This window comes from Streptomyces sp. MB09-01 (genome assembly GCF_033794505.1).
In the GTDB taxonomy this organism is placed as follows: domain Bacteria; phylum Actinomycetota; class Actinomycetes; order Streptomycetales; family Streptomycetaceae; genus Streptomyces.
Genome location: NZ_JARAYQ010000184.1, coordinates 1 through 17,864, shown reverse-complemented (window position 1 = coordinate 17,864; position 17,864 = coordinate 1). Strand labels below are relative to the sequence as shown.

At 69.2% G+C, this 17,864-nt stretch carries 17 protein-coding genes and 4 pseudogenes; 11 read left to right on the top strand and 10 right to left on the bottom strand.

Going from position 1 to position 17,864, the window contains the following annotated elements:
• The first annotated feature begins 414 nt into the window (after nt 1-414).
• Nucleotides 415-1,551 carry a cytochrome P450 gene (locus tag PV721_RS30500; protein ID WP_319729860.1) on the top strand — a complete coding sequence of 379 codons (1,137 nt, stop codon included), beginning with the start codon at nt 415-417 and terminating at the stop codon, nt 1,549-1,551.
• Nucleotides 1,552-1,754: 203 nt separating this feature from the next.
• Here the strand turns inward: PV721_RS30500 and PV721_RS30495 are convergent, their stop codons facing one another.
• Nucleotides 1,755-2,738, bottom strand: a complete 984-nt coding sequence (locus tag PV721_RS30495; protein WP_319729857.1) for a Ku protein — start codon at nt 2,736-2,738, stop codon at nt 1,755-1,757.
• 366 nt (nt 2,739-3,104) lie between these two features.
• Between PV721_RS30495 and PV721_RS30490 the strand changes: the two genes are divergently transcribed.
• The gene (locus tag PV721_RS30490; protein WP_319729855.1) at nt 3,105-3,851 is read left to right on the top strand and encodes a hypothetical protein; all 747 of its coding nucleotides are present in this window, start codon (nt 3,105-3,107) and stop codon (nt 3,849-3,851) included.
• A gap of 288 nt (nt 3,852-4,139) precedes the next feature.
• Here PV721_RS30490 and PV721_RS30485 read toward each other — a convergent pair.
• Nucleotides 4,140-5,230, bottom strand: a pseudogene (locus tag PV721_RS30485) (IS630 family transposase).
• A 286-nt stretch (nt 5,231-5,516) separates the two neighbouring features.
• Between PV721_RS30485 and PV721_RS30480 the strand changes: the two are divergent.
• The 6 genes and pseudogenes from PV721_RS30480 (at nt 5,517) to PV721_RS30455 (ending at nt 8,604) form a co-directional block, all read left to right on the top strand.
• Entirely contained in the window at nt 5,517-5,876 is a 360-nt protein-coding gene (locus PV721_RS30480) for a hypothetical protein (protein WP_319729853.1), read from the top strand.
• Between the two features lie 5 nt (nt 5,877-5,881).
• Nucleotides 5,882-6,232 carry a DUF6233 domain-containing protein gene (locus PV721_RS30475; protein WP_319729850.1) on the top strand — a complete coding sequence of 117 codons (351 nt, stop codon included), beginning with the start codon at nt 5,882-5,884 and terminating at the stop codon, nt 6,230-6,232.
• A gap of 505 nt (nt 6,233-6,737) precedes the next feature.
• Nucleotides 6,738-6,932 (top strand): hypothetical protein, encoded by a 195-nt coding sequence (locus PV721_RS30470; protein ID WP_319729848.1) that lies wholly within the window; start codon nt 6,738-6,740, stop codon nt 6,930-6,932.
• 27 nt (nt 6,933-6,959) lie between these two features.
• Nucleotides 6,960-7,151, top strand: coding sequence for a hypothetical protein (locus tag PV721_RS30465; RefSeq protein ID WP_319729845.1), 192 nt, complete (start codon nt 6,960-6,962; stop codon nt 7,149-7,151).
• A gap of 34 nt (nt 7,152-7,185) precedes the next feature.
• A pseudogene (locus PV721_RS30460) lies at nt 7,186-8,036 on the top strand (IS5 family transposase).
• Nucleotides 8,037-8,079: 43 nt separating this feature from the next.
• Complete coding sequence (locus tag PV721_RS30455) at nt 8,080-8,604, top strand: GNAT family protein (protein WP_319729843.1); 525 nt, start codon at nt 8,080-8,082, stop codon at nt 8,602-8,604.
• A 19-nt stretch (nt 8,605-8,623) separates the two neighbouring features.
• On the opposite strand, the gene PV721_RS30450 is transcribed toward PV721_RS30455, so the two are convergent.
• Entirely contained in the window at nt 8,624-8,851 is a 228-nt protein-coding gene (locus PV721_RS30450; RefSeq protein WP_319729840.1) for a hypothetical protein, read from the bottom strand.
• 651 nt (nt 8,852-9,502) lie between these two features.
• Here PV721_RS30450 and PV721_RS30445 point away from each other — a divergent pair.
• Nucleotides 9,503-10,264, top strand: a complete 762-nt coding sequence (locus PV721_RS30445) for an SDR family oxidoreductase (protein ID WP_319729837.1) — start codon at nt 9,503-9,505, stop codon at nt 10,262-10,264.
• Nucleotides 10,265-10,616: 352 nt separating this feature from the next.
• On the opposite strand, the gene PV721_RS44095 is transcribed toward PV721_RS30445, so the two are convergent.
• From PV721_RS44095 to PV721_RS30425, 5 genes and pseudogenes are all read right to left on the bottom strand, one after another.
• Nucleotides 10,617-10,760: a zeta toxin family protein gene (locus PV721_RS44095; RefSeq protein WP_416371218.1), complete on the bottom strand. Its 144-nt coding sequence runs from the start codon at nt 10,758-10,760 to the stop codon at nt 10,617-10,619.
• Nucleotides 10,703-11,116: a hypothetical protein gene (locus tag PV721_RS30440; protein ID WP_319729835.1), complete on the bottom strand. Its 414-nt coding sequence runs from the start codon at nt 11,114-11,116 to the stop codon at nt 10,703-10,705. Before PV721_RS30440 ends, PV721_RS44095 begins: the two co-directional genes overlap by 58 nt.
• Before the next feature lie 150 nt (nt 11,117-11,266).
• Nucleotides 11,267-11,641 carry a DUF6009 family protein gene (locus tag PV721_RS30435; RefSeq protein ID WP_319729833.1) on the bottom strand — a complete coding sequence of 125 codons (375 nt, stop codon included), beginning with the start codon at nt 11,639-11,641 and terminating at the stop codon, nt 11,267-11,269.
• A pseudogene (locus PV721_RS30430) lies at nt 11,638-12,032 on the bottom strand (primase-like DNA-binding domain-containing protein); the annotation flags it as partial. The gene PV721_RS30435 and the pseudogene PV721_RS30430, both read right to left, overlap by 4 nt.
• A gap of 32 nt (nt 12,033-12,064) precedes the next feature.
• On the bottom strand, nt 12,065-13,438 hold the full coding sequence (locus tag PV721_RS30425; RefSeq protein ID WP_319729831.1) for a N,N-dimethylformamidase beta subunit family domain-containing protein: 1,374 nt from the start codon (nt 13,436-13,438) through the stop codon (nt 12,065-12,067).
• A gap of 92 nt (nt 13,439-13,530) precedes the next feature.
• Between PV721_RS30425 and PV721_RS44090 the strand changes: the two genes are divergently transcribed.
• Complete coding sequence (locus PV721_RS44090) at nt 13,531-14,460, top strand: DUF6233 domain-containing protein (protein WP_416371217.1); 930 nt, start codon at nt 13,531-13,533, stop codon at nt 14,458-14,460.
• Between the two features lie 422 nt (nt 14,461-14,882).
• Here PV721_RS44090 and PV721_RS30420 read toward each other — a convergent pair whose 3' ends face one another.
• Both PV721_RS30420 and PV721_RS30415 read right to left on the bottom strand, forming a co-directional pair.
• A complete protein-coding gene (locus tag PV721_RS30420) occupies nt 14,883-15,074 on the bottom strand; it encodes a DUF4236 domain-containing protein (RefSeq protein ID WP_319729828.1) in 192 nt (63 codons plus the stop codon).
• A gap of 1,522 nt (nt 15,075-16,596) precedes the next feature.
• Complete coding sequence (locus tag PV721_RS30415; RefSeq protein ID WP_319729825.1) at nt 16,597-16,833, bottom strand: hypothetical protein; 237 nt, start codon at nt 16,831-16,833, stop codon at nt 16,597-16,599.
• Between the two features lie 558 nt (nt 16,834-17,391).
• Between PV721_RS30415 and PV721_RS30410 the strand changes: the two are divergent.
• Nucleotides 17,392-17,505, top strand: a pseudogene (locus PV721_RS30410) (IS5/IS1182 family transposase); the annotation flags it as partial.
• Between the last annotated feature and the right edge of the window lie 359 nt (nt 17,506-17,864).

The window sequence follows — 17,864 nt, the reverse complement described above, 5'->3', positions numbered from 1 at the left end:
ATGAGAAGTACTCCAGTGAAGGGGGGTGGGGGGAGGTTTCGAAGGACGATCGCGGTGGTGAAATGTCTTGTTTGTCCCTCTGCTAAAAGACTGACTCCCCCACTTCACGACGCCGTCCGCCGACTGTCACAGGCACGTGACAGGCCCCCTACTCGAGCGGCACCGGTTCGACACCCACGCGGAGGCAAGGGCCCTGACCTGCAACGCTTTGGAGTGCATGCGCCAGGTGACCAGGGGCCATGCCCACGTACGGCTCCGCCGCAGCACCGCCGAGGCGGCGCGCGGTGTCGGGCAGTCGGGAGAGCAGCCGGGCATCGCGATTCCGGCCCGGCGCCGCACTTCGATGCGCGGCAGGCAGGTCAAGATCCTTGCGCGACGGGGTCACCTGCGGCCGCGGGGGCGTACCTTGCCCGGATGGAGGAGTGGGAGCGCTGGGAGCGGCGGGTGCAGACGGCTGCTCACCCTGTGGCGTACCGGCTGGTGCGCGCGGTCGCCGCCCGCGGCCCGGTGGTGCGGGTGCCGCGGGTCGGGGTGGTGGTGAGCGATGCCCGCCTCGCCCGGGAGGTGCTGACGGACCCCGAGGGATTCACGAAGACAGGTCCGGGCGCCGCGGCCGGGCTGTGGAGCCCGGTGCTCGGCTCGCGGGTGCTGATCACTTTGGAGGGTGCCGAGCACGCGGCGCTGCGCAGGCGGCTGGGAGGGCTGTTTACGCCGGGACGTGTGGCCGTCGTCTGCGAACGAGTGCTGCGCGCTCCGCTCGGCGGGCTGGAGCGGCGGCTGGCGGCCGGCGAGGAGGTGGACCTCGTCCGGGTGGTCCGGGAGGGGGCCGCCGAAGTGATCCGCGAGCTGGTCGGGCTGCCCGCCGGCGGGGCGGACTTCACCGAGGCCGCCGCGGTGATCTCGTCCGTACGGCTGTGGCGGACGACGCTGACCGGACGTCAGACAGAGCGTGCCCGGGCGGCGTTGGCCCGACTGAGCGAGGCAGCGGTGGCGGCCTACCGGGCCGGCGACGAGTCCACCGTGCCGGGGCGACTGCGCGCGCTGGGCTTGGACGAGGCCGAGGCGCGGGGCGCGGTCGGCCTGTTCCTGCTGACGGGCACCGAGACGTTGGTCTCCTTCGTGCCCCGGTTGATTGCGCTGGCCCATGACACGGGCCGGGGGCCGGATCAGATCACAGACGCCCTGGTGGAGGAGGCGCTGCGGGTGACCTCGCCAACCCCGGTGATGCTGCGCAGCGCGGCCCGGAGGGGACGGATCGGGGGTGTCCGGGTGGAGGCCGGGGAGCGGGTGGTGATCGCAACGCTGCTGTGCACCGGGGCGTACGGCCCGTTCTCCCCGGACCGGGATCCCTCTGAAATCGCCGGTCTGCGCCGGCTGTGGTTCGGGGCGGGTCCGCATTTCTGCCTGGGGATGCCGCTGGCCATGGCGGAGATCCGCGCGGTGGTCGAGGTCCTGCGGGGCTTCCCGGAGCTGGTGATAGCGGGTCGGCGCCCGGCCCGGGGCGTGCTGATCCCTGCCTACGCACGGCTGTCGCTGCGCGCGACGGGCTGAACCGCCGCCGCCCGGGGCGCCGCTGCCGGAAGACGCCGCCTCGGTCGACGGCGGTGTCGGCGCCTTTCTCCGCGACCAGCTCGGGGCGTACGAGGGTCAGGTCCGGGATGTCCCGGCTGCCCCACCCTGATGCGAAGTGCCAGCCCTCCCAGGGCTGTCCGGCCTCGGCCGCGCTCACGTTGCCGGCGACCAGGCGCGCCAGCTCAGCACGGAGCGGGGCCGTGCGGCCGATCGAGCCTGCCTTTCGCGCTTACGTCCGGGATGAGGACAGCGCTTTCACGAGGTCCTCGCGGCTCATGTGCGAGCGGCCGGGGATGTCGGCGGCGGCTGCCTTCTTGTAGAGGTCGGCCTTCGACAGGCGCCGAGGTCTTCCTTCGGCGCGGAGCGGATCCGCTTCTTCGCCCCGGGCTTCTTCTCAGTCGCGGTCTTGCCGGAGGTGGTGGCCTTGCCGCCGGTGGCCTTTGGGCTGCCCGCACGCTCGACGCTGGCGCGCAGGGCCTCCATGAGGTCGACCACGCCGGACGGCTCCGCGCCGGCTCGGCCTTCTCCACCGTCTCGCCGGACCGCTTGGCCTCGATCATGGCGGCGACCTTCTCCTGGAAGGTGTCATGGAACTGCTCCGGGTCCCACTTCATGCTCAGGGCGTCGATGAGCTGCTCAGCCATCTGCAGTTCCTTGTCGGAGGCCTTCGCCCTGCCGGGGAGGCTGTCGATTTCCTTCTCCGGGTCCCTGATCTCGTCCGCCCAGTGGGGGGTATGGAGGGTCAGGAGGCCGTTCTCGGCCTTGAGGGCAACCAGGTACTCGTGCTGGCGCATGGCGAACGTCGCGATACCGGCTTTGCTCGCCTTCGCGAGTGCCTGCTCCAGGAGGCTGTAGACCTTGCCGTACTCGGCGCCCCGGCGCCCGAGGTAGTAGGTCATGTCGAAGAAGATCGGGTCCACCTCCGCGAGGTCGACGAACCCCGCGATGTCCAGCGAAGGGGAGCGGCCCGGGGCGAGCTCGTCCAGCTCCTTCGGCTCGACCAGGACGTACTCCTCGCCGGTGTCGTAGCCCTTCACGATGTCGTCGAGCTCGACCTCGTCGCCGGTTCTCTCGTTGACGCGGCGGTTGCGGATCCGGTCGGAGGTGCCGCGCTGGAGCTGATGGAAGTGGATCGTGTGGCTGTCGGTGGCCGTGTAGAGGCCCACTGCCAGGCTGACCTTCTCTGAACTAGGGGAGAGACGTGTGTCGCTGTATGTGAGGCCGACCTGTCGGTTGGATGAACTACGCCCAAGGGCTTCTGTGTAGGGAACCTCGCTGCCGTGGACGACTGTCTCGGCGGAGGGTTCGGTGCCGCGCCTCCGTTCACTTTGGAATGGCAGCACTCAGACTCCGCAAGGGCGCGTCTCGTCAGTGACCACGGGGGCAATGGCGCCTTCTTCGAGGTGCTTCTAGAGATCTTCATGGACCGCGGTATCGACGTCCTATTGCGGTGACGAAAGAGCTGTTGCCCTCGTGAGTGAGGGTCGGCACCAGGAGTGGTCGTCGGCTCGCGAGGTAGTTAGGCTGACCGGATGACAGCTGATCGCTTAGTCGACCCGCACCCGTCCGCTGCAGCCAAGTACCCCCGCATTCTCGCCCTGGCCTGCGCGGCCGGGATGGCCCTTGCCGGGAGCGCCTGTTCCTCGTCCGGGAGTTCCGGCCGGGCCGCCTCGGGCGGTGAGAGGCTGTCCTACGACCGGGTCGCCTCGACGGCGAAGCAGCTGACGAGTACGTCGGCCTGCCCGTTCGGCCTAGACCCGGCGGCGGCGCTGAAAGCGGCCGGTGCCGAACGGACCGTCACCCCGGCGGCGTCCGGCGGCCACCCCGCGGTTCAGGGGACCGTCGACCCGGGCCGGCCGGCCGAGCCCTTGCCCAGCGGGCAGCCCAGGCCGTCCGGGTTCTCCTCCTTTCCCGCCGTCCCGCCGAACGCGTCCGTCGTCTGCAACTTCACGGCTTCGGAAGCCCCGATGGAGATCGACCTCGTGGCCGTGTCCGAGGGCGAGGTGGCGGTGAACCTGGCGCTGCCGCAGATCGCCACCCTCGGCAACCTCCGCGCCGACGAGGTGATGGCGTTCTCCAAGGACGAGCCCGGGATCGGCCAGACCAGGGTCACCCCGGGCCGGGGCACGGCCGCCGTCGCACGGGTGGCGGTGGCGGGCAAGGGCGACTTGGCGCTCGTGGTCTCCCAGGGATGGCCCGTCACCAAGGCGGACCCGGCCCTGGCCGGCGAGTCGCTCAGGAAGGTCGCCGAGGCACTCGCGGCCCAGCTGCGGCCGTAGGCGGCGCCGGCAGGCGACCCGCCGCGCACTGCTCGCCGCCCGACCGGAGCGAGCCGGTGCGGTATCCGGGAGGGCCGAACCGGAGGTCGCCAGGGCCCGCGGCCGAGGCCGCATCGCTGGGGGGCACGGCGGCGAGCTTCGGCGTGGCCGGTCCACCGGGGATCCTGCGGGATCCATCAGCCGGCACGGCTCCCACGGGTCACCCGTCTCGTGCAGCTTGCCGATCTCGGGCAGCACGAACGCAGATATGTCCCTTGCGGGACTGCTTGGTGCAGGCATGCAGGGAAGCTAGTGACCTGAGTCGGAGATTCGGTGGCAGTAGGCGGCGACTTTGTCGAGGATCTCGTCGGCTGTCTTCGTCCAGACGAACGGTCTGGGGTGCTCGTTCCAGTCGGTGAGCCAAGATCGGATGTCGCGTTCGAGGGCTTGGACGGAGCGGTGGACGCCGCGCTTGAGCTTCTTCTGCGTGAGCTCGGCGAACCACCGCTCGACCAGGTTCAGCCAGGACGCGCTGGTCGGCGTGAAGTGCAGGTGGAACCGGGGATGCGCCAGCAGCCACCGCTTGATGTCGGGGGTCTTGTGGGTCGCGTAGTTGTCCAGGATCAGGTGGACTTCGAGCCCCGCGGGGACTTCCTTGTCGAGCTTGGTCAGGAACTTCTTGAACTCCGCTGCCCGGTGGCGGCGGTGAAGCGAGCCGATGACCCTGCCGGTGGCTACTTCGAGAGCGGCGAAGAGTGTGGTGGTGCCGGCCCGGACGTAGTCGTGGCTGCGGCGTTCGGGAACAGCGGGCATCATTGGCAGACCGGCTGGGACCGGTCCAGGGCCTGGATCTGCGACTTCTCGTCGACGCAGAGGACCAGGGCCTTCTCCGGTGGATCGAGATAGAGGCCGACCACATCGCGGACCTTGTCGATGAACAACGGGTCGGTGGGCAACTTGAACGTCTGCGACCGGTGCGGGGCCAAGGCGAACGCCCGCCAGATCCGCGAGACCGTCGATTGCGACATTCCCGTGGCCGCGGCCATCGACCTGGTCGACCAGTGTGTCGCGTTCTTCTGTCTCTCCTCGAGCGTCTTGACGATGACCCGTTCCACGTCAGCGTCGGTGATCTTCCGTGGGACGCCGGGCCTGGGGTCATCACACAAGCCGTCCAGTCCACGCTCGATGAAACGGCGCCGCCAGGTGCGGACCGTGTCCGGAGCGATCCGCAGTCGGCGGGACACCTCCATGATGGAGTGCCCCTCGGCGCACTCCATCACGATCCGTGACCTCTGAGCCAAAGCCTGAGCCGTCGTACGGCGACGTAACCAGCCCTCCAGCACCACCCGCTGGGCATCAGTGACCGACAACGGCGGAATCTTCGGACCCGGACGACTCATACCCAACCAACGATGAATCTCCGACTCAGGTCACTAGCAGACAAGCCTCTGACCTGCGAAAACTTCGCAGTTAGTTCAGTCAACACGCCAGCCCGAATGACAGGTTCCCGGCCCAGACGGGACGCGCCACGGCCGCCACCTCCTCCAGTCACCCCCTCTTCCAGTGCACGGCGCCTACTCGGTCTGCACCATCCGATCTGGCAGCCGCCCTGAGCGGTCTGCCGAACGGGTCACGAACCGGAGCGCCGACTTCCCCTCGCGAATCGAACAGAATTACGATTAAAGGGTGAACGACGAGAACGCCTTCCCTCACGGCCTCCTTCAGCTGCAGGAGCGCCTCCACCGCGCGCATGCCGAGCATCGGGCCTACCTGGCCGGGCTGCCCTGGAGTGTGGAGCCCATGAAGGGGTGGGCCCGTGGTGAGCGGTACTCCCACCGCGGGGACGTGCCCGACAGCCCCGGCTGGAGTGACGAGCAGAAGGAGACGGTCGACCGGATGTGGGCGGAGATCCGGCAGCTGTCGATCGACGTTGTCGACCACCCCCACTGGAAGAGCATTCCTGCCGACATCCTGGTGGCGAGCCGCATGCGGCTGAAGCGGGAGGCCCGCCCGGCCGAAGCCGCCGATGCGGCCGAGGCGGCGTAGCCGCCATGCCTGAACCCCTTCTGCCCCTGCCACCGGCACTGGACCAGCTCCTGGTCATACGCCGCTGGCTGGAGCTCACCCTCGCCCGCGTTGATGAGAAGATCAGCGCCGTCCGGGCGGCGGAGGAAGAGCGGGCCCACCGCCAGCCGCTTCCGGAGCCTCCGGACTGGTGGATCGAGTACGGCATTGGCGCCACCCGTCGGCCCGACCGCGTCCACACCGGCGCCTGCAGGATGACCAGCCGGGGCCGGGCGGCCACTCGGGAGTCGGTCCTGGAGGTGCTGCGAACCATGCCGTCGGTGATTGCGTGCCCGCTGTGCCGTCCCGACAGCGAACTGGGTCTGCTCGAGAGCTGACCAGCACCGTGTGTCAACGGGCAAGGCCATCCAACGGCGCCTACAGGAGATACCCGATGGAAGTCCAGGCTGATCGGTGACTACATAGGGTTCGTCCAAGAAGCAGTGACAGGCGGAGGGGTGGGCAGACCATGGACGGTCACAGGGTCGCCGACAATCAGGCGGAGATCGACTTCTGGGTCCGGCTTCGTGACGGAGTCGAGCCTCATAACTCCGTGCCGATCTGGCGGCCGGCGGAGACACCGGGCGCCGATCTGAAGTTCCCGCCCGTCGACAACGGCCTGGACTACCTCGTCAACGTCGTGGATTTCCTGGCACTGGATGAGGACCGCCATGCGCCGAGTGCACGCGCCTTGAAGTACGCGGTCCTACACCTTCAGGCTGCGGCTGAAGTCCTTCTCAAGACCCGCCTTGAAGCTGCGCACTGGACTCTGGTGGCCGAGGACAGACCGCGGGCAAGCCCGATGCGTCGAAGAAGCGAGAGGTCAAAGCGGCCCTCACCAAGATGCCGCTCCGGTTCATCAAGAACCACGGGCAGGCGCCTGCGGCCGTTGACCACTACCTTCACGGCTCCGGGACATCGGTGGCGTTCGGCAAGACCGGCCTGACCTACAGCCTCACGAAGGCCGCCGAGACGCCGGTCCCGAAGCCGGCCGAGAAGCCGGCCGCGAAGCCCGTCAAGAACCCCGCCGAGACGTAGGAACGGTGGGGTCTCAAGCTCGACTTCGTGGGCGCGAAGCCCACCAAGGCGGTGGCCGAGGCCCCGCGAGCCGACCGGGTGAGCTACTTCAAGGGCCCGCAGGACATCACGGGGACCCTCGACCCGCACTTGGTCCGCTACCCCGACGACGAATGGGCCCAGGTCGCAGCCGCCCAGCTCACGGGCGTCAGGGCGACGCTGGCCCAGCTCGCGAAATAGCCCTCGCCCTTCCCGCCCCAGCCCGGGACCCGCCATGCCGCCGCCCCGCAGCCGTCGCTACCCCTCCGACACCACCGTCGCCGAGTGGGCGCTGATCGAACCGCTGCTGCCGGTCCCGGCCTGCAAGCTCAAGACCGGGGGCCGGCCGGAGAAGTGGCACCGCCGCGAGATCGTGGACGCGATCCGCTACGTGGTCGACAACGGCGTCAAGTGGCGGGCACTGCCCGCCGACTACCCGCCCTGGCAGACCGTCTACTACCACTTCTGGCGCTGGAACCGGGCAGGAGTCGTCGGCTTCATCCGTGACCAGCTTCGCCGACAGATCCGCACCGGCCAGGGGCGATGCCCCTGGCCCGTCACTTTGATCGTGGACTCCCAGTCCGTCAAAGGTGCAGACACCGTCTCCAAGGCCACCCGAGGTTTCGACGCCGCGAAGAAGATCAACGGACGGAAGAGACACATCGCCCTCGACACCCTCGGCCTCCCCGTGATGATCACGGTGACCCCGGCCGACATGACCGACCGCGACGCGGCCCGGGAGCTCCTCTGGCGCCTGCGCGTGATGCAGCCGCGGATCACCCAGGTCTGGGCCGACTCCGCTTACGCCGCGGCCAGCTCGTGAACTGGTCCGACGACTTCCTGAAGATGACGCTCAAGACCGTCTCCCGCCCCCGCGGCGCGAAGGGATTCGTCGTCCTGCCCCGACGCTGGAAAGTCGAACGGACCCTGGGCTGGATCATGAAATCCCGCCGCAACGTCCGCGACTACGAACGGCTCCCGCAGCACTCCGAAGCCCACCTGACCTGGGCACTCATCACCCTCATGACCCGGCGCCCCACCCGCAAGGGGCCTCAGCCCAAGTGGTCGAAGACGTCGCCTGCATAAGATCCCCGGATGGCAATCACCAGCTATCTTGCAGGGGCCGCGAGTGGCCCTTCGTCACGTCTGCCGCGAGGACTACGAGGAGCGGACGGCATTGGCGCGAGACAGCGCCAAGATGCTGCAACGCTGGCTCGGAGCCCGCGATCAGACGGAGGAAGCATTCGGCAGCTACCTTGAACAGCTTGAGCAGCCCACTCACGAGGGTTTCGTGGTCTGCCTGCGCAGCACAGGCGAGATCGTCGGCGGAGTCAACATCAACAACATCGTCCGCGGCACTCTCCAAAGCGGAAGCCTGGGTTACACCGCTTACGCCTCCACAGCCGGTCACGGCTACATGACAGAGGGGCTCAGGCCCGTCCTCCAGCACGGCTTCGACAAGCTGGAGCTGCACCGACTGGAGGCGAACATCCAGCCCGACAACACTCCCTCCCTGAACCTGGTCAAACGCCTCGGGTTCCGACACGAGGGGTATTTGCCGGCCTTCCAGTTCATCAACGGCGTATGGCGAGACCACGAACGCTGGGCCATCACAGCAGAGACCATGGCAGCAGCCGAACCAGCGACGAACTAGGCACACCCGGCCAGAGATCTCAGACAGGCACTGAACCGATGACACCGCACAGCGACGGCGACCCATCCGGGGTAACAACCCGCGGGACTGCGGCCATGGCCACCTTGCCGTCAGCCACACCCTCCAGCGTGACAACGTCGTCAGCACTCAGGGCGCCAGTAGCCTTGAGACTGCCAAGCCGGAGAGTCAGTTGTTCCCTCTGCTTGTCGGCAGGAAGTTCCTTGAGTACTGAGACGTCGTGCTCCACCGAGGCGGTGATCGTTTGCAGGAGGTGCCGAAGTGCCTCTTCCAGGAACGGAGCAGGGATCACCTGGGGCCCGAGCCCGGATGGAAGCCCATTCGTTGTCGTTCCGGTCGGCGCTGTCAGCTCCCCACGAGGAGAGCGCTACCAGCGAACTCCTGATCGCGCCGGGTCGCCTGCCAGGAGCGGCCGAATGAACCCCTTACCCCCCCCACATGGCGCCACCACGCTTTTCCTCTGTGGGGCCTGGCCTTGAAGAACCCCGGGCCGCTAAGGATCGGCCCGAGCCCCGGCCCTGGAGTCGTTTCCGCAGGTCCGGGTCGGCACCCGCCGGAGTCATGTCCGGCTCTCCCTACCTACTGGCCGGTCAGCTGCCCCGCGGTGTCCAAGCTGGGGTTTCGGAGCCTGATCGCCATGAGTGACTCCCGAACTCAGGTTCTGGCTCAAGTCTGTGGTCCGATCACGGAGCGTCAGGATCTCTCTTCGCCGGCTGGCTGCTCCTACCTCGTAGGCCTACCTCGGGGTGGCAGCCCGAAGGTCGCCCTAGCCGTGAGATATAAGGAGAAGTCGCCGTTCCTTGCGGGGTGATCGCAGGTCTGCTGACGGCGTTGGTGGCTCGACCGAGCGCCACTCCCCGATCTGAGGAGCGAGGAAGAGATGGGCGACGGGCTGCGGTCGAAGGTGGCTCTGGTGACCGGAGGGGCGACCGGAATCGGGCTTGCCACGGTTCGCCGGCTTCTGGCTGAGGGATGCGCCGTCATGATCGCGTCCAGGAACCGTGAAGGGGGCGACGCGGTGGTCGCCGATCTCGACACCGAGCGAGTCGCCTTCCACCAGGTTGACGTAACGGACGAGCTCGCAGTCGAGTCGGCGATCGAAGCCACGATCAAACGGTTCGGCCGCCTGGACTACCTGTTCAACAATGCCGGCGTAGAAGGAACTGTCGGACCCATGGCAGCTTGGTCCGCCGACGATGTCGAAGCTGTCCGGAGCGTGAACGTGAAGGGCGCGTTCTTCTGTATGAAGCACGCCGCGCCGCGGATGGAAGCAGGGGCGGTGATCGTGAACAGCAGCTCCTTGCTCGGTACGATTCCCATGCCGGTCGCCGGCCCGTACGCGGCCAGCAAAGCAGCGCTGCTGAGCTTGACCCGCTCGACCGCCGGCGAGCTCGCGGAGCAGGGGATCTCAGTCTTCGCGATCTGTCCCGCAATTGTCGACACCCACATGATGGACCGGGTATCGGAGGCGGCGGGAGTGCCGAAGGCAGCCCTCGCAGAGATGGTCTGCCCCAGCCGCCAAGTGACGTCACCTGACCGGGTCGCCGATGTCGTTACCGGGCTACTGAAAGCGCCCACCTCCTTCGAGACTGGATCGGCACTGAGGATCGATCCGAATGAGGTCGAGCGCATCGGGCCCTGACCCGCAGGCTGGCCGCCTCGTCGACGCCGGGCGGCACCGTGAGCGGCTGGGCGATCCGGCGCACCGGCTCGGCCAGCGCGAAGGCCCGCTCCAGCCCCCCGGCCACGGCTAGACGCCGCTCCGGCGCGAGCGCCGTCGGGTGCAGCTTCTGCTGCGTACTGCTCAGGCGGCGCCGAAACTGCCAGGTCTCCGGCGCGGTCCACGGCCGGCCCCACTCCGCAGTCAGCGCCTCGGGTGCGCCTGTGGGGCGGCACCAGGACGTTCCGTCCGCGGTGAGCTCGTTGCGGTACAGCACGTGAAGGCCGCGGCGCACGACCATGACCTGGTCCGCGAGCTGTTCGGCCTCGACGGCCTACAGGAGGAGGGGCAGGTTGCGCGTGCACTCGTCGAGGTTGCCCCAGGGGACGGACCGGCCCACGCCCTGCTCGTCGACCTGCGTCAGGTAGCGGTCCAGCCCGCTGAGCTGTGCCTCGGCCTCCGACGTGGCCAGCGCCACCACCTCGACGCGATAGCCCGCCGCCTCCGGGCGTCTCGGGCCCGCAAGGGCCGGATGTCGCCGGTGGGGAAGTTCAGCGGCCACACGAAGGTCTCGGGGTCCTTGAGGTGGTTGACCATGTGGGCAAGGGACTCGTAGCCGGCCAGAAGCGGGTGGATGAGGACGGTGCCCTTGCGCTGCCGCTCGCTGACGCCCTTGTCCCGTTGCTGCTCGATCGCGAGGGAGGCGACGGACTGGGTGAGTCCGTGGCGTTCGGCGATGTCCTGTTGCCGGATGCGGAGCAGGTCGCCGGGCTCTTGGCGGGCGGTGAGAATGTCGAAGACACGCGTCCCGGCAGGCACTCGGTTCGGGCTCATCGTTACCTCGGCTCCGAGACTCCGCCAGTATTCTCGCTTCAGTCGGTTTCAGAAAGTTGCAGGTCAGAGTCCTTCTCGACAGAAGGCCAGCGACTGAAGCGACCGAAGGTCAGACATGTGTTCTCGCTTTTGGATTCTCGGCGGGAAGCGTTAGACGTCGGCGGCTTGCGCCGGCCTCTCCGACCGTTGGGTCTTCCGGCCCTTGCTCCCGGCTGTCAGCGTGGTCGGGTCGACAGCTTCGGCCGGGGTCCCGGAGGCGTAGAGACCGTCCGGGACGGTGTCGCGGTCGTGGGGCAGGAGCCAGAAGACGCGGCGGCGGAAGGTGCCGCTGGAGCGGGAGGGCTTTGCCTGCGGTCCCAGCTGGGCGTAGCCGACGAGGCGGCCGTCGCGGTGGTAGGCGGGTTTGCCTCGGCGGGTGGGGAGCCGGTCGAGGGACTGGCGGACGTAGTCGAGTTCGGTGACGTCTTCGAGCCAGATCAGGTCGACTTCGTGGTGGATCTCGTCGTCGGAGATGAGCGAGCTCATGCGTTCTCCTCCTCTGCGAGCAGTCCGATGCCGGGGTAGTACTTCTTCGAGTTAGACAAGATCATTTCTTTGGGTGAGGCGAGGCCTACGAGCTCGCGGGCCCGGGCCGCGAAGGCTCGGGAGGAGATGGTGGGCGCGCCTTCATTCTGGCACCAGGTGCGGTAGACGCTGTAGAGGCGGGCTTGTTCGGCTCGGTGGTCGGCGTGGAAAGTGCAACATTCTTCGAAGAAGCGGCCGGTGTGGTCTTCGGTTTCCGCGACGCGGTGGTCGCGATCCGGACCGGGGCGGGCCCGGTGAGGTCCTTCTCACCGGCGAGGTAGCGGCGTGCGCCGTCGATGAGCCAGGCGAGGATGCCGGGGCCTTCCTCGGTGACGAGGATGTCGGCGAGGTTCGCTCGCAGAACCGTGGCCTATGGGCCGGCGCCTACCCGGCGGCGGGATCGGCCCGCCCCGCCGGCCCTTTCGCGAATTCCCGTAGGACATTGGCGGTGACCGTGCGTGTGAAGTGCCCGGCGCGTGCGTCGAGGCCGTGATTTCCCTTGCCGCCACCGGTTCCGTTCGCGTCGAGGGCCTCGACCCAGCGCATGGTGCCCGTTGCGAAGACCGCGGCCCCTCCCGGCAGGGACATGTAGGCCGTGTCCGCGTACGAGGGCCTCCCCTTGCACACCACAGGCGAGTGCGCCAGGACCTCGACCGGCCCCGGCGTCGGAAAGGACGGGTTCACCCGGTCGAACTCGATCCCCACCAGATGGGGGAAGGAGTCACCGGCCCGCGCCCCGGTACCCGCCAGGAGCCAGTGGTCCGGACGGGACACGACGTAGGGGGCGTCGACCGGATAGCCGTCGTAGATCACGCCGAGCAGCGAACTCTCCGGGTCGGGGGCGGGAGAGTGCCTGAATTCGTTGGTGGGCGGATCGCCCTGCTGGAAGCCGGGGTCGCGGGCGTAGTCGTCCTTGTAGCAGACCGCGATGCGGTCCGGCCCGACCGGGGAGGGGGCCCAGCGGATCCTGCGGTAGCAGCAGTTGGCGCCGAGCACGGCCAGGTTCATCCCCCTGTCGCGCGCACGGGTCACGTGGTGGCGCTGCTCGGGGGTCCAGTATTCGTCGTGGCCCAGCGAAACCATGGCGGCCGCACCGCACAGGGCATGCGGATCGCGGGCGACGTCCAGCCCGGTCGTGTACGCCAGGGGAAGCCCCAGGCGCTCGGCAAGCGCGATCACGGGCGCCTCGTAGACGAGGAACTGGCCGGCGCCCTGCCTGTTGGCGTACGGGCGGTCGAAGGAGACCTGAAGGGACCGCGACCCGTGCTTGCCCGTCGAGCCCCTGTAGAGGTCCGCGCCGCCCCACCGGTTGTACGCCTGCCAGGTGGCCACCGCGTTGACCACGACCGTACGGCCGGCGGCCGAGGAGGACCGGACGGTCACGGGCACGTAGCGCTGGGCCCGGCCGGTGTCCAGCCGCAGGAGGTAGCAGCCCTCCGGCCACCCCGAGGTGTCCACCCGCGTCGTCGGCGCCCACTCGGTGTACGCCATCCGCGTGTCCGGATCGACCTTGGCCGGCGGTTGGAGGACACCCGGCAGGGCAGCCGACTTCCAGACCAGACGGGCTCTGTCCCCGCCGTACCAGCCCATCCGGTACGCGGAGACGGTGTAGAACGCGGACGTAGTCGAAACCCGCAACGCGAACGACTCGCCCGGGCAGACACTGACACGGTCCGCGAAACCCTCCACAGCACCCTCCGGCCCGGCCCGGGTGATCCGCCAGCCAGGAGAGCCGGGCAGCGCGTTCTCAGCTTTCACATCGAGCCCGCACCCGCTGCGGACGCCGCCTGCGGCTTCGGCTTCCGCAGGGCTGGTGGCGGCACCCGCGGCCGTCGTCGTACCGGCGGGCCATGAAGCGAACGCGGCAGCGGCCAACCCCAGGAACAGCCGGCGCCCGGGACCCCTGCGGCATGGCCCCGCCCCGCTCGGCACCCCGGTCTGCGTCACCACATCACCTCGCAATCCGAACCGCACCGGAGCCCGTTCTAGCCCATGACCGCCACCGATCCCCTGACCGCCACGAAAGAAGGTGTCACGAGCAGGATCCCGGATCGGCGAGGCGCGTGTTCATCTGTCCGCACCAGGGGAAGCGGCTGGCCTGGCCACGGCGCCATCCGCATGCGGATCCCGCCTACGTGATGCCTGTCGGTTGGCCCCCAGCCGCCCGGTCCACGCCTGAGCACGACGAGGGTGGCCCTTGCGGCCCCAGGGCCGTGAACAACCGTTGGTGCAGAGAAGCCGACAGCCCTGTTGCCGCTACGGCGTCGGAGCAAACTCCCTTTCCAGGCGTCCCCCTCTGGCAGACGGCCGCCGGGGGCGAGGTCGAGCCGGCCGAGTACGGAACGTGGGTCACCGCCGAGCAGCTGCGCCCCCTGCCCGGCGTCGACCTCGGTCGCATCCCGGCCCACCCCCGTATGCGCACCTCGGCGCCAGCCCGGGGGGCGTGGCTGCTCGACGGCCACGTCCACGGACGCCACGGAACCGTCCACGCCGACGGCTGCCCGAGCGCCACCGACCGCGCGCACCCGCCGGGCACGATGCAAGCACTCGACACGCTCGCGCCGCCCGGCACGACGGCGTGCACCGCGTGCGATGCCGCCGATGCACTGCTGCCGATCCTCGCCCACGGCCAGGACGACGCGCCTGCCCCTGGCCCTGATCCCAGGTCAGACGGTCGGGGACGCGGCGTAGTCGTGACGTTGGTAGCCGCGTCCGTCGCCGTGCCAGTCCAGGAACAGCACCGAATCGCCGAGCGCGGCCGCGGCCCGCCGGGTGGCTGATGGTCGCGGTCCGGTAGGTGCCGGTGCGCGCCCCGCTGGAGGTGCTGTCCTCCAGCCGCTCCTCGAGCTGGGGAAAGTCGCGCTCGGCCACCACGGGGGCGGTGCCTTCCGCGCTCGCCGACCTCGGCATCCACTGGGCGCAGTAGAAGGCCGGAACTAGACGGGCCGCCAGTTCCGCAACCCATGAGCAGCCAGCGGCTGGGCCCTCGGCGCCCGCCCGCTGGTCCCCTGGCTGGTCAGCTCGCTGACCAGCCGAACCGCGTCCGGGCGGCGCCGCCCGGGCGGTGAAGGACCTCCGACGTGAGATGCACCGAGAGCAAGTGCGGCGGCGTGGTCATTGCCGTGGGTCACCAGCGGGAGGTGATGGCCGCCACGTCCTGGAGGGTCGGCGTACCCGTTGCGTCAGCTGAGGAGCCTGTGGATCAGCCACGGCGGGTCTTGCGCCAGCCGAAGGGACCGGGCAGGTCCATCGAGGTGGTGCGGCGCCCGGTGCTGCTGTGGGTGCGGCGCGGGCCGTGCTTGCCGCCGCCGGTGGTGATCGACCACGACTTGCGGTTGATGTTGAGCCGGACGCCGGGCAGGATCCTGAAGCTCTTGCGGAATGTCAGCGGCATGACGTCTCTCCTCGGCTTGCGTAGGGACAGGTGGCCCGACTGTTCTTGCATTCAGGCCAGTTGACATACGTGTGTCCGGCGCCGCCCGTTCCATGCGCCCGCGGACCGCCGCGCGGCAAGCCCGCATCGGCCGCCAGGCCATGTCGCAACCGCTCACAGGTGAGGACACAGTGGTCTGCCCGGTCGGAGCTACCGCTCCGGGTGTCCTCCGGTCCTTCTCCGGTCTTCTCTGCTCCAGCACCATTGCTGAGCAGGGTGGGACTGTGCCGACTTCGCTCGCGCGCACTGCGAGGCAGCCGCCCGCAGAGGGTTCGGGTCCGGCATCGTCCTGCTACTGCTGCGGCTGGCCGCTCTCGCGCCACGCGGACGGGCGGCGTCCTGAGATCCTGGCCGGCGGTCAGCGCGCGAGCGCCGGCCAGGCGCTCAGCCCCAGCTTGCCGGTGTCGCCCAGGCCGGGATGTCCCGCGCTCACCGCTGATGGCGTCGGCGCAGGCGCGCAGCGCGCCACGGGTTCGGCAGGCCGCCGGGGTACTGCCGGGAGCGGTGCCGGACCGGCGGCGGCTTCGGCGCCGGTACAGCACCGCTCGAAACCGGACTGCGTCGGTGAGTTGCTTCAGGCGTTCCAGGAGCTCGGGCGAGAGGTGCGGTGGGGTCGGCTGCATCATGCGGGGGCCTCCGTACTCGGGCGTTGGTCCCTGCACTCTCGCCCCTCCCCATCACCTCCAGGTCGTTCGAGGCGGCCGCGTCCCAAGAGGTGGCCCGGCGACTTCGTGCCGTATCCCGCCGGGAGGGCGCAGCTCCTCGCCGGGCTCCGGCCATCAGCGTTCAGGGGCCGCTCCTCTCCCCTGGCTGGGTCCGGGGGCTGGTGCTGCTGCTGGCTGGCGGGACTGGCCGCGTCGGCCGGCTGCTCGGCCTGTGGCCGGTCCGCGACGGCGCGGCGACGCGCATCAGGTCGATCTCGGCCGAGGGCGGGTTCACGAAAACCCGCTCCCGCGGCTCCCGTGCCTGGCCGAGGGTGCCGCACGCGCCGCTGCAGGAGGGGGTGCGGTAGGTGCGTCAGCCAGTCGTCGGCCGGTTCGAGCAGCCCCAGGCCCAGCGGGCCTGACATGGCGTGCGGCCGCACGGGCACTGGCTTCTCCATGCGTACCGTCACCCCGGAATCGGCGCCCTGGACATTCAGGTGATGACCGGTGCTGAACACCACACGAAGCGAGCCGGAGGTGAACACGACCACCGACCGGGCAGTGGTACCGACGAGCTCCGGAGCGTCCTCATCGGTGAGCACTACTGCATCCGGGGCGATCGCCGGCCCCTAGGTCAGGAAGACCGGGCCGGAGATTTCCCCTACCACTTCGTCTGCGAAAACCACTGTGAGGCCCTGCCCGTCCGAGGCCCGGGAGAACGCCGAGACAGTTCTGCCCCGCAGGCCGATGACCCAGATGCGGCCGCGCGGCAGCCGGGTGAGCTCGCCGGGCTGGTCAGGACGGAGTTCGGACAACCTACCGTCGTCCAGGACCGGCGCTCAGGCGAGAGAATCGTCGTCCCGAGGGATGAGTAGCACTCTCACCTCTCCCACCTCGGCCGACCAGCGCTCTCCCTGCTCAACGGCCGCCCGCCCCTCACCGAGCATCCGCGTGCGGATGTCGCGCGCCGACTCACGTAGCGCTGTCGCCGGCCTGCCGGTCATGGCCGGGTCTCGGTCCAGAATCCGCTGCACTGACCTGTCGAGAGCGGCCACTGCTCCCTCAATGTCGTCCATTTTTCCACCTGCCGAGGCGAGTGACGTCACTGTCCAGGCCATCCACAGAGCCATGGCTGAAGAGTAGACGGGGCAGGTGAGCCGCGACTGAACGCGGAAGCGTGTCGGACCCGCATGCCAGACAGCAGGAAGCCCCCGATCCAACGGGACCGGGACCCTCGCCCGCACGACCATCCAGCAACGGCGATGAAGTAGCGAACAGCAGACCCTGTAGCGCGCGTTTCCACCGCCAAGATCCAGTAACCGCTTCACGGCCCACCGGATCGTGCCCAGCGAGACGCCGACCTGGTTACAGCACCTGCTCAGGTACGCGGACTCCGCACGCTGGCAGAACCCCACCAGTGGGCCCGCAAAGCGGTGCGTGCATCACCCTGCCCCAGGCGGCCGACCCCGACCCCGCACAACCCGCGCACTCACCGAGAACCGGACCACCGCAACCGCGACCGTGTTCACCGGCCCGGAGTGTGGCGGCGACTGGTTCACGCTGAAGCCGGCCGTGGCCGCGGCGGCGAACGGCTGAAGCTCCGCTCCGTCGTCTTCAGCTGACCGCCGCAGGGGGCTCGCATGAAGAACTGGAAGGTGCTCAGCGACTGTCGCCTCAAAAGCGACGGCGTCCATCACGCCATGCTCGGCATCGCCCGCCTGCACAACCTCAACCGCGCCGGACGCTAAGGCTTGTCCCGCAAAAGGCCTTCGAAGCGCGTTGGATGGGTGGCCGCTGCGGGCCCGGTGGGCGAGCAGCCCGGCCGCGACCGCTGCCGAGGCCCACGTGGCGACCGTCGCCGGTTCTCTCACGGGGCGGCGGTGTCGAGGATTCCCGCCCGGAAGGCTGCGGATACCGATGCGACTGCGCCTCGACGCCGAGAGCCCGTATCAGGAAGTCCGCCGAGATGCCTCGGCATAGCGCTCGCTCAGGTCACGCTGTTCCAGCCCGGATCCCTTAGGTTCCGTCCACTCCGTCGGTACTCAGCTCTCCGGCTCGCGTTCCGTGGCCGGGCAGCATAGTCGTCATCGGGGTCAGGGGCGGGCGG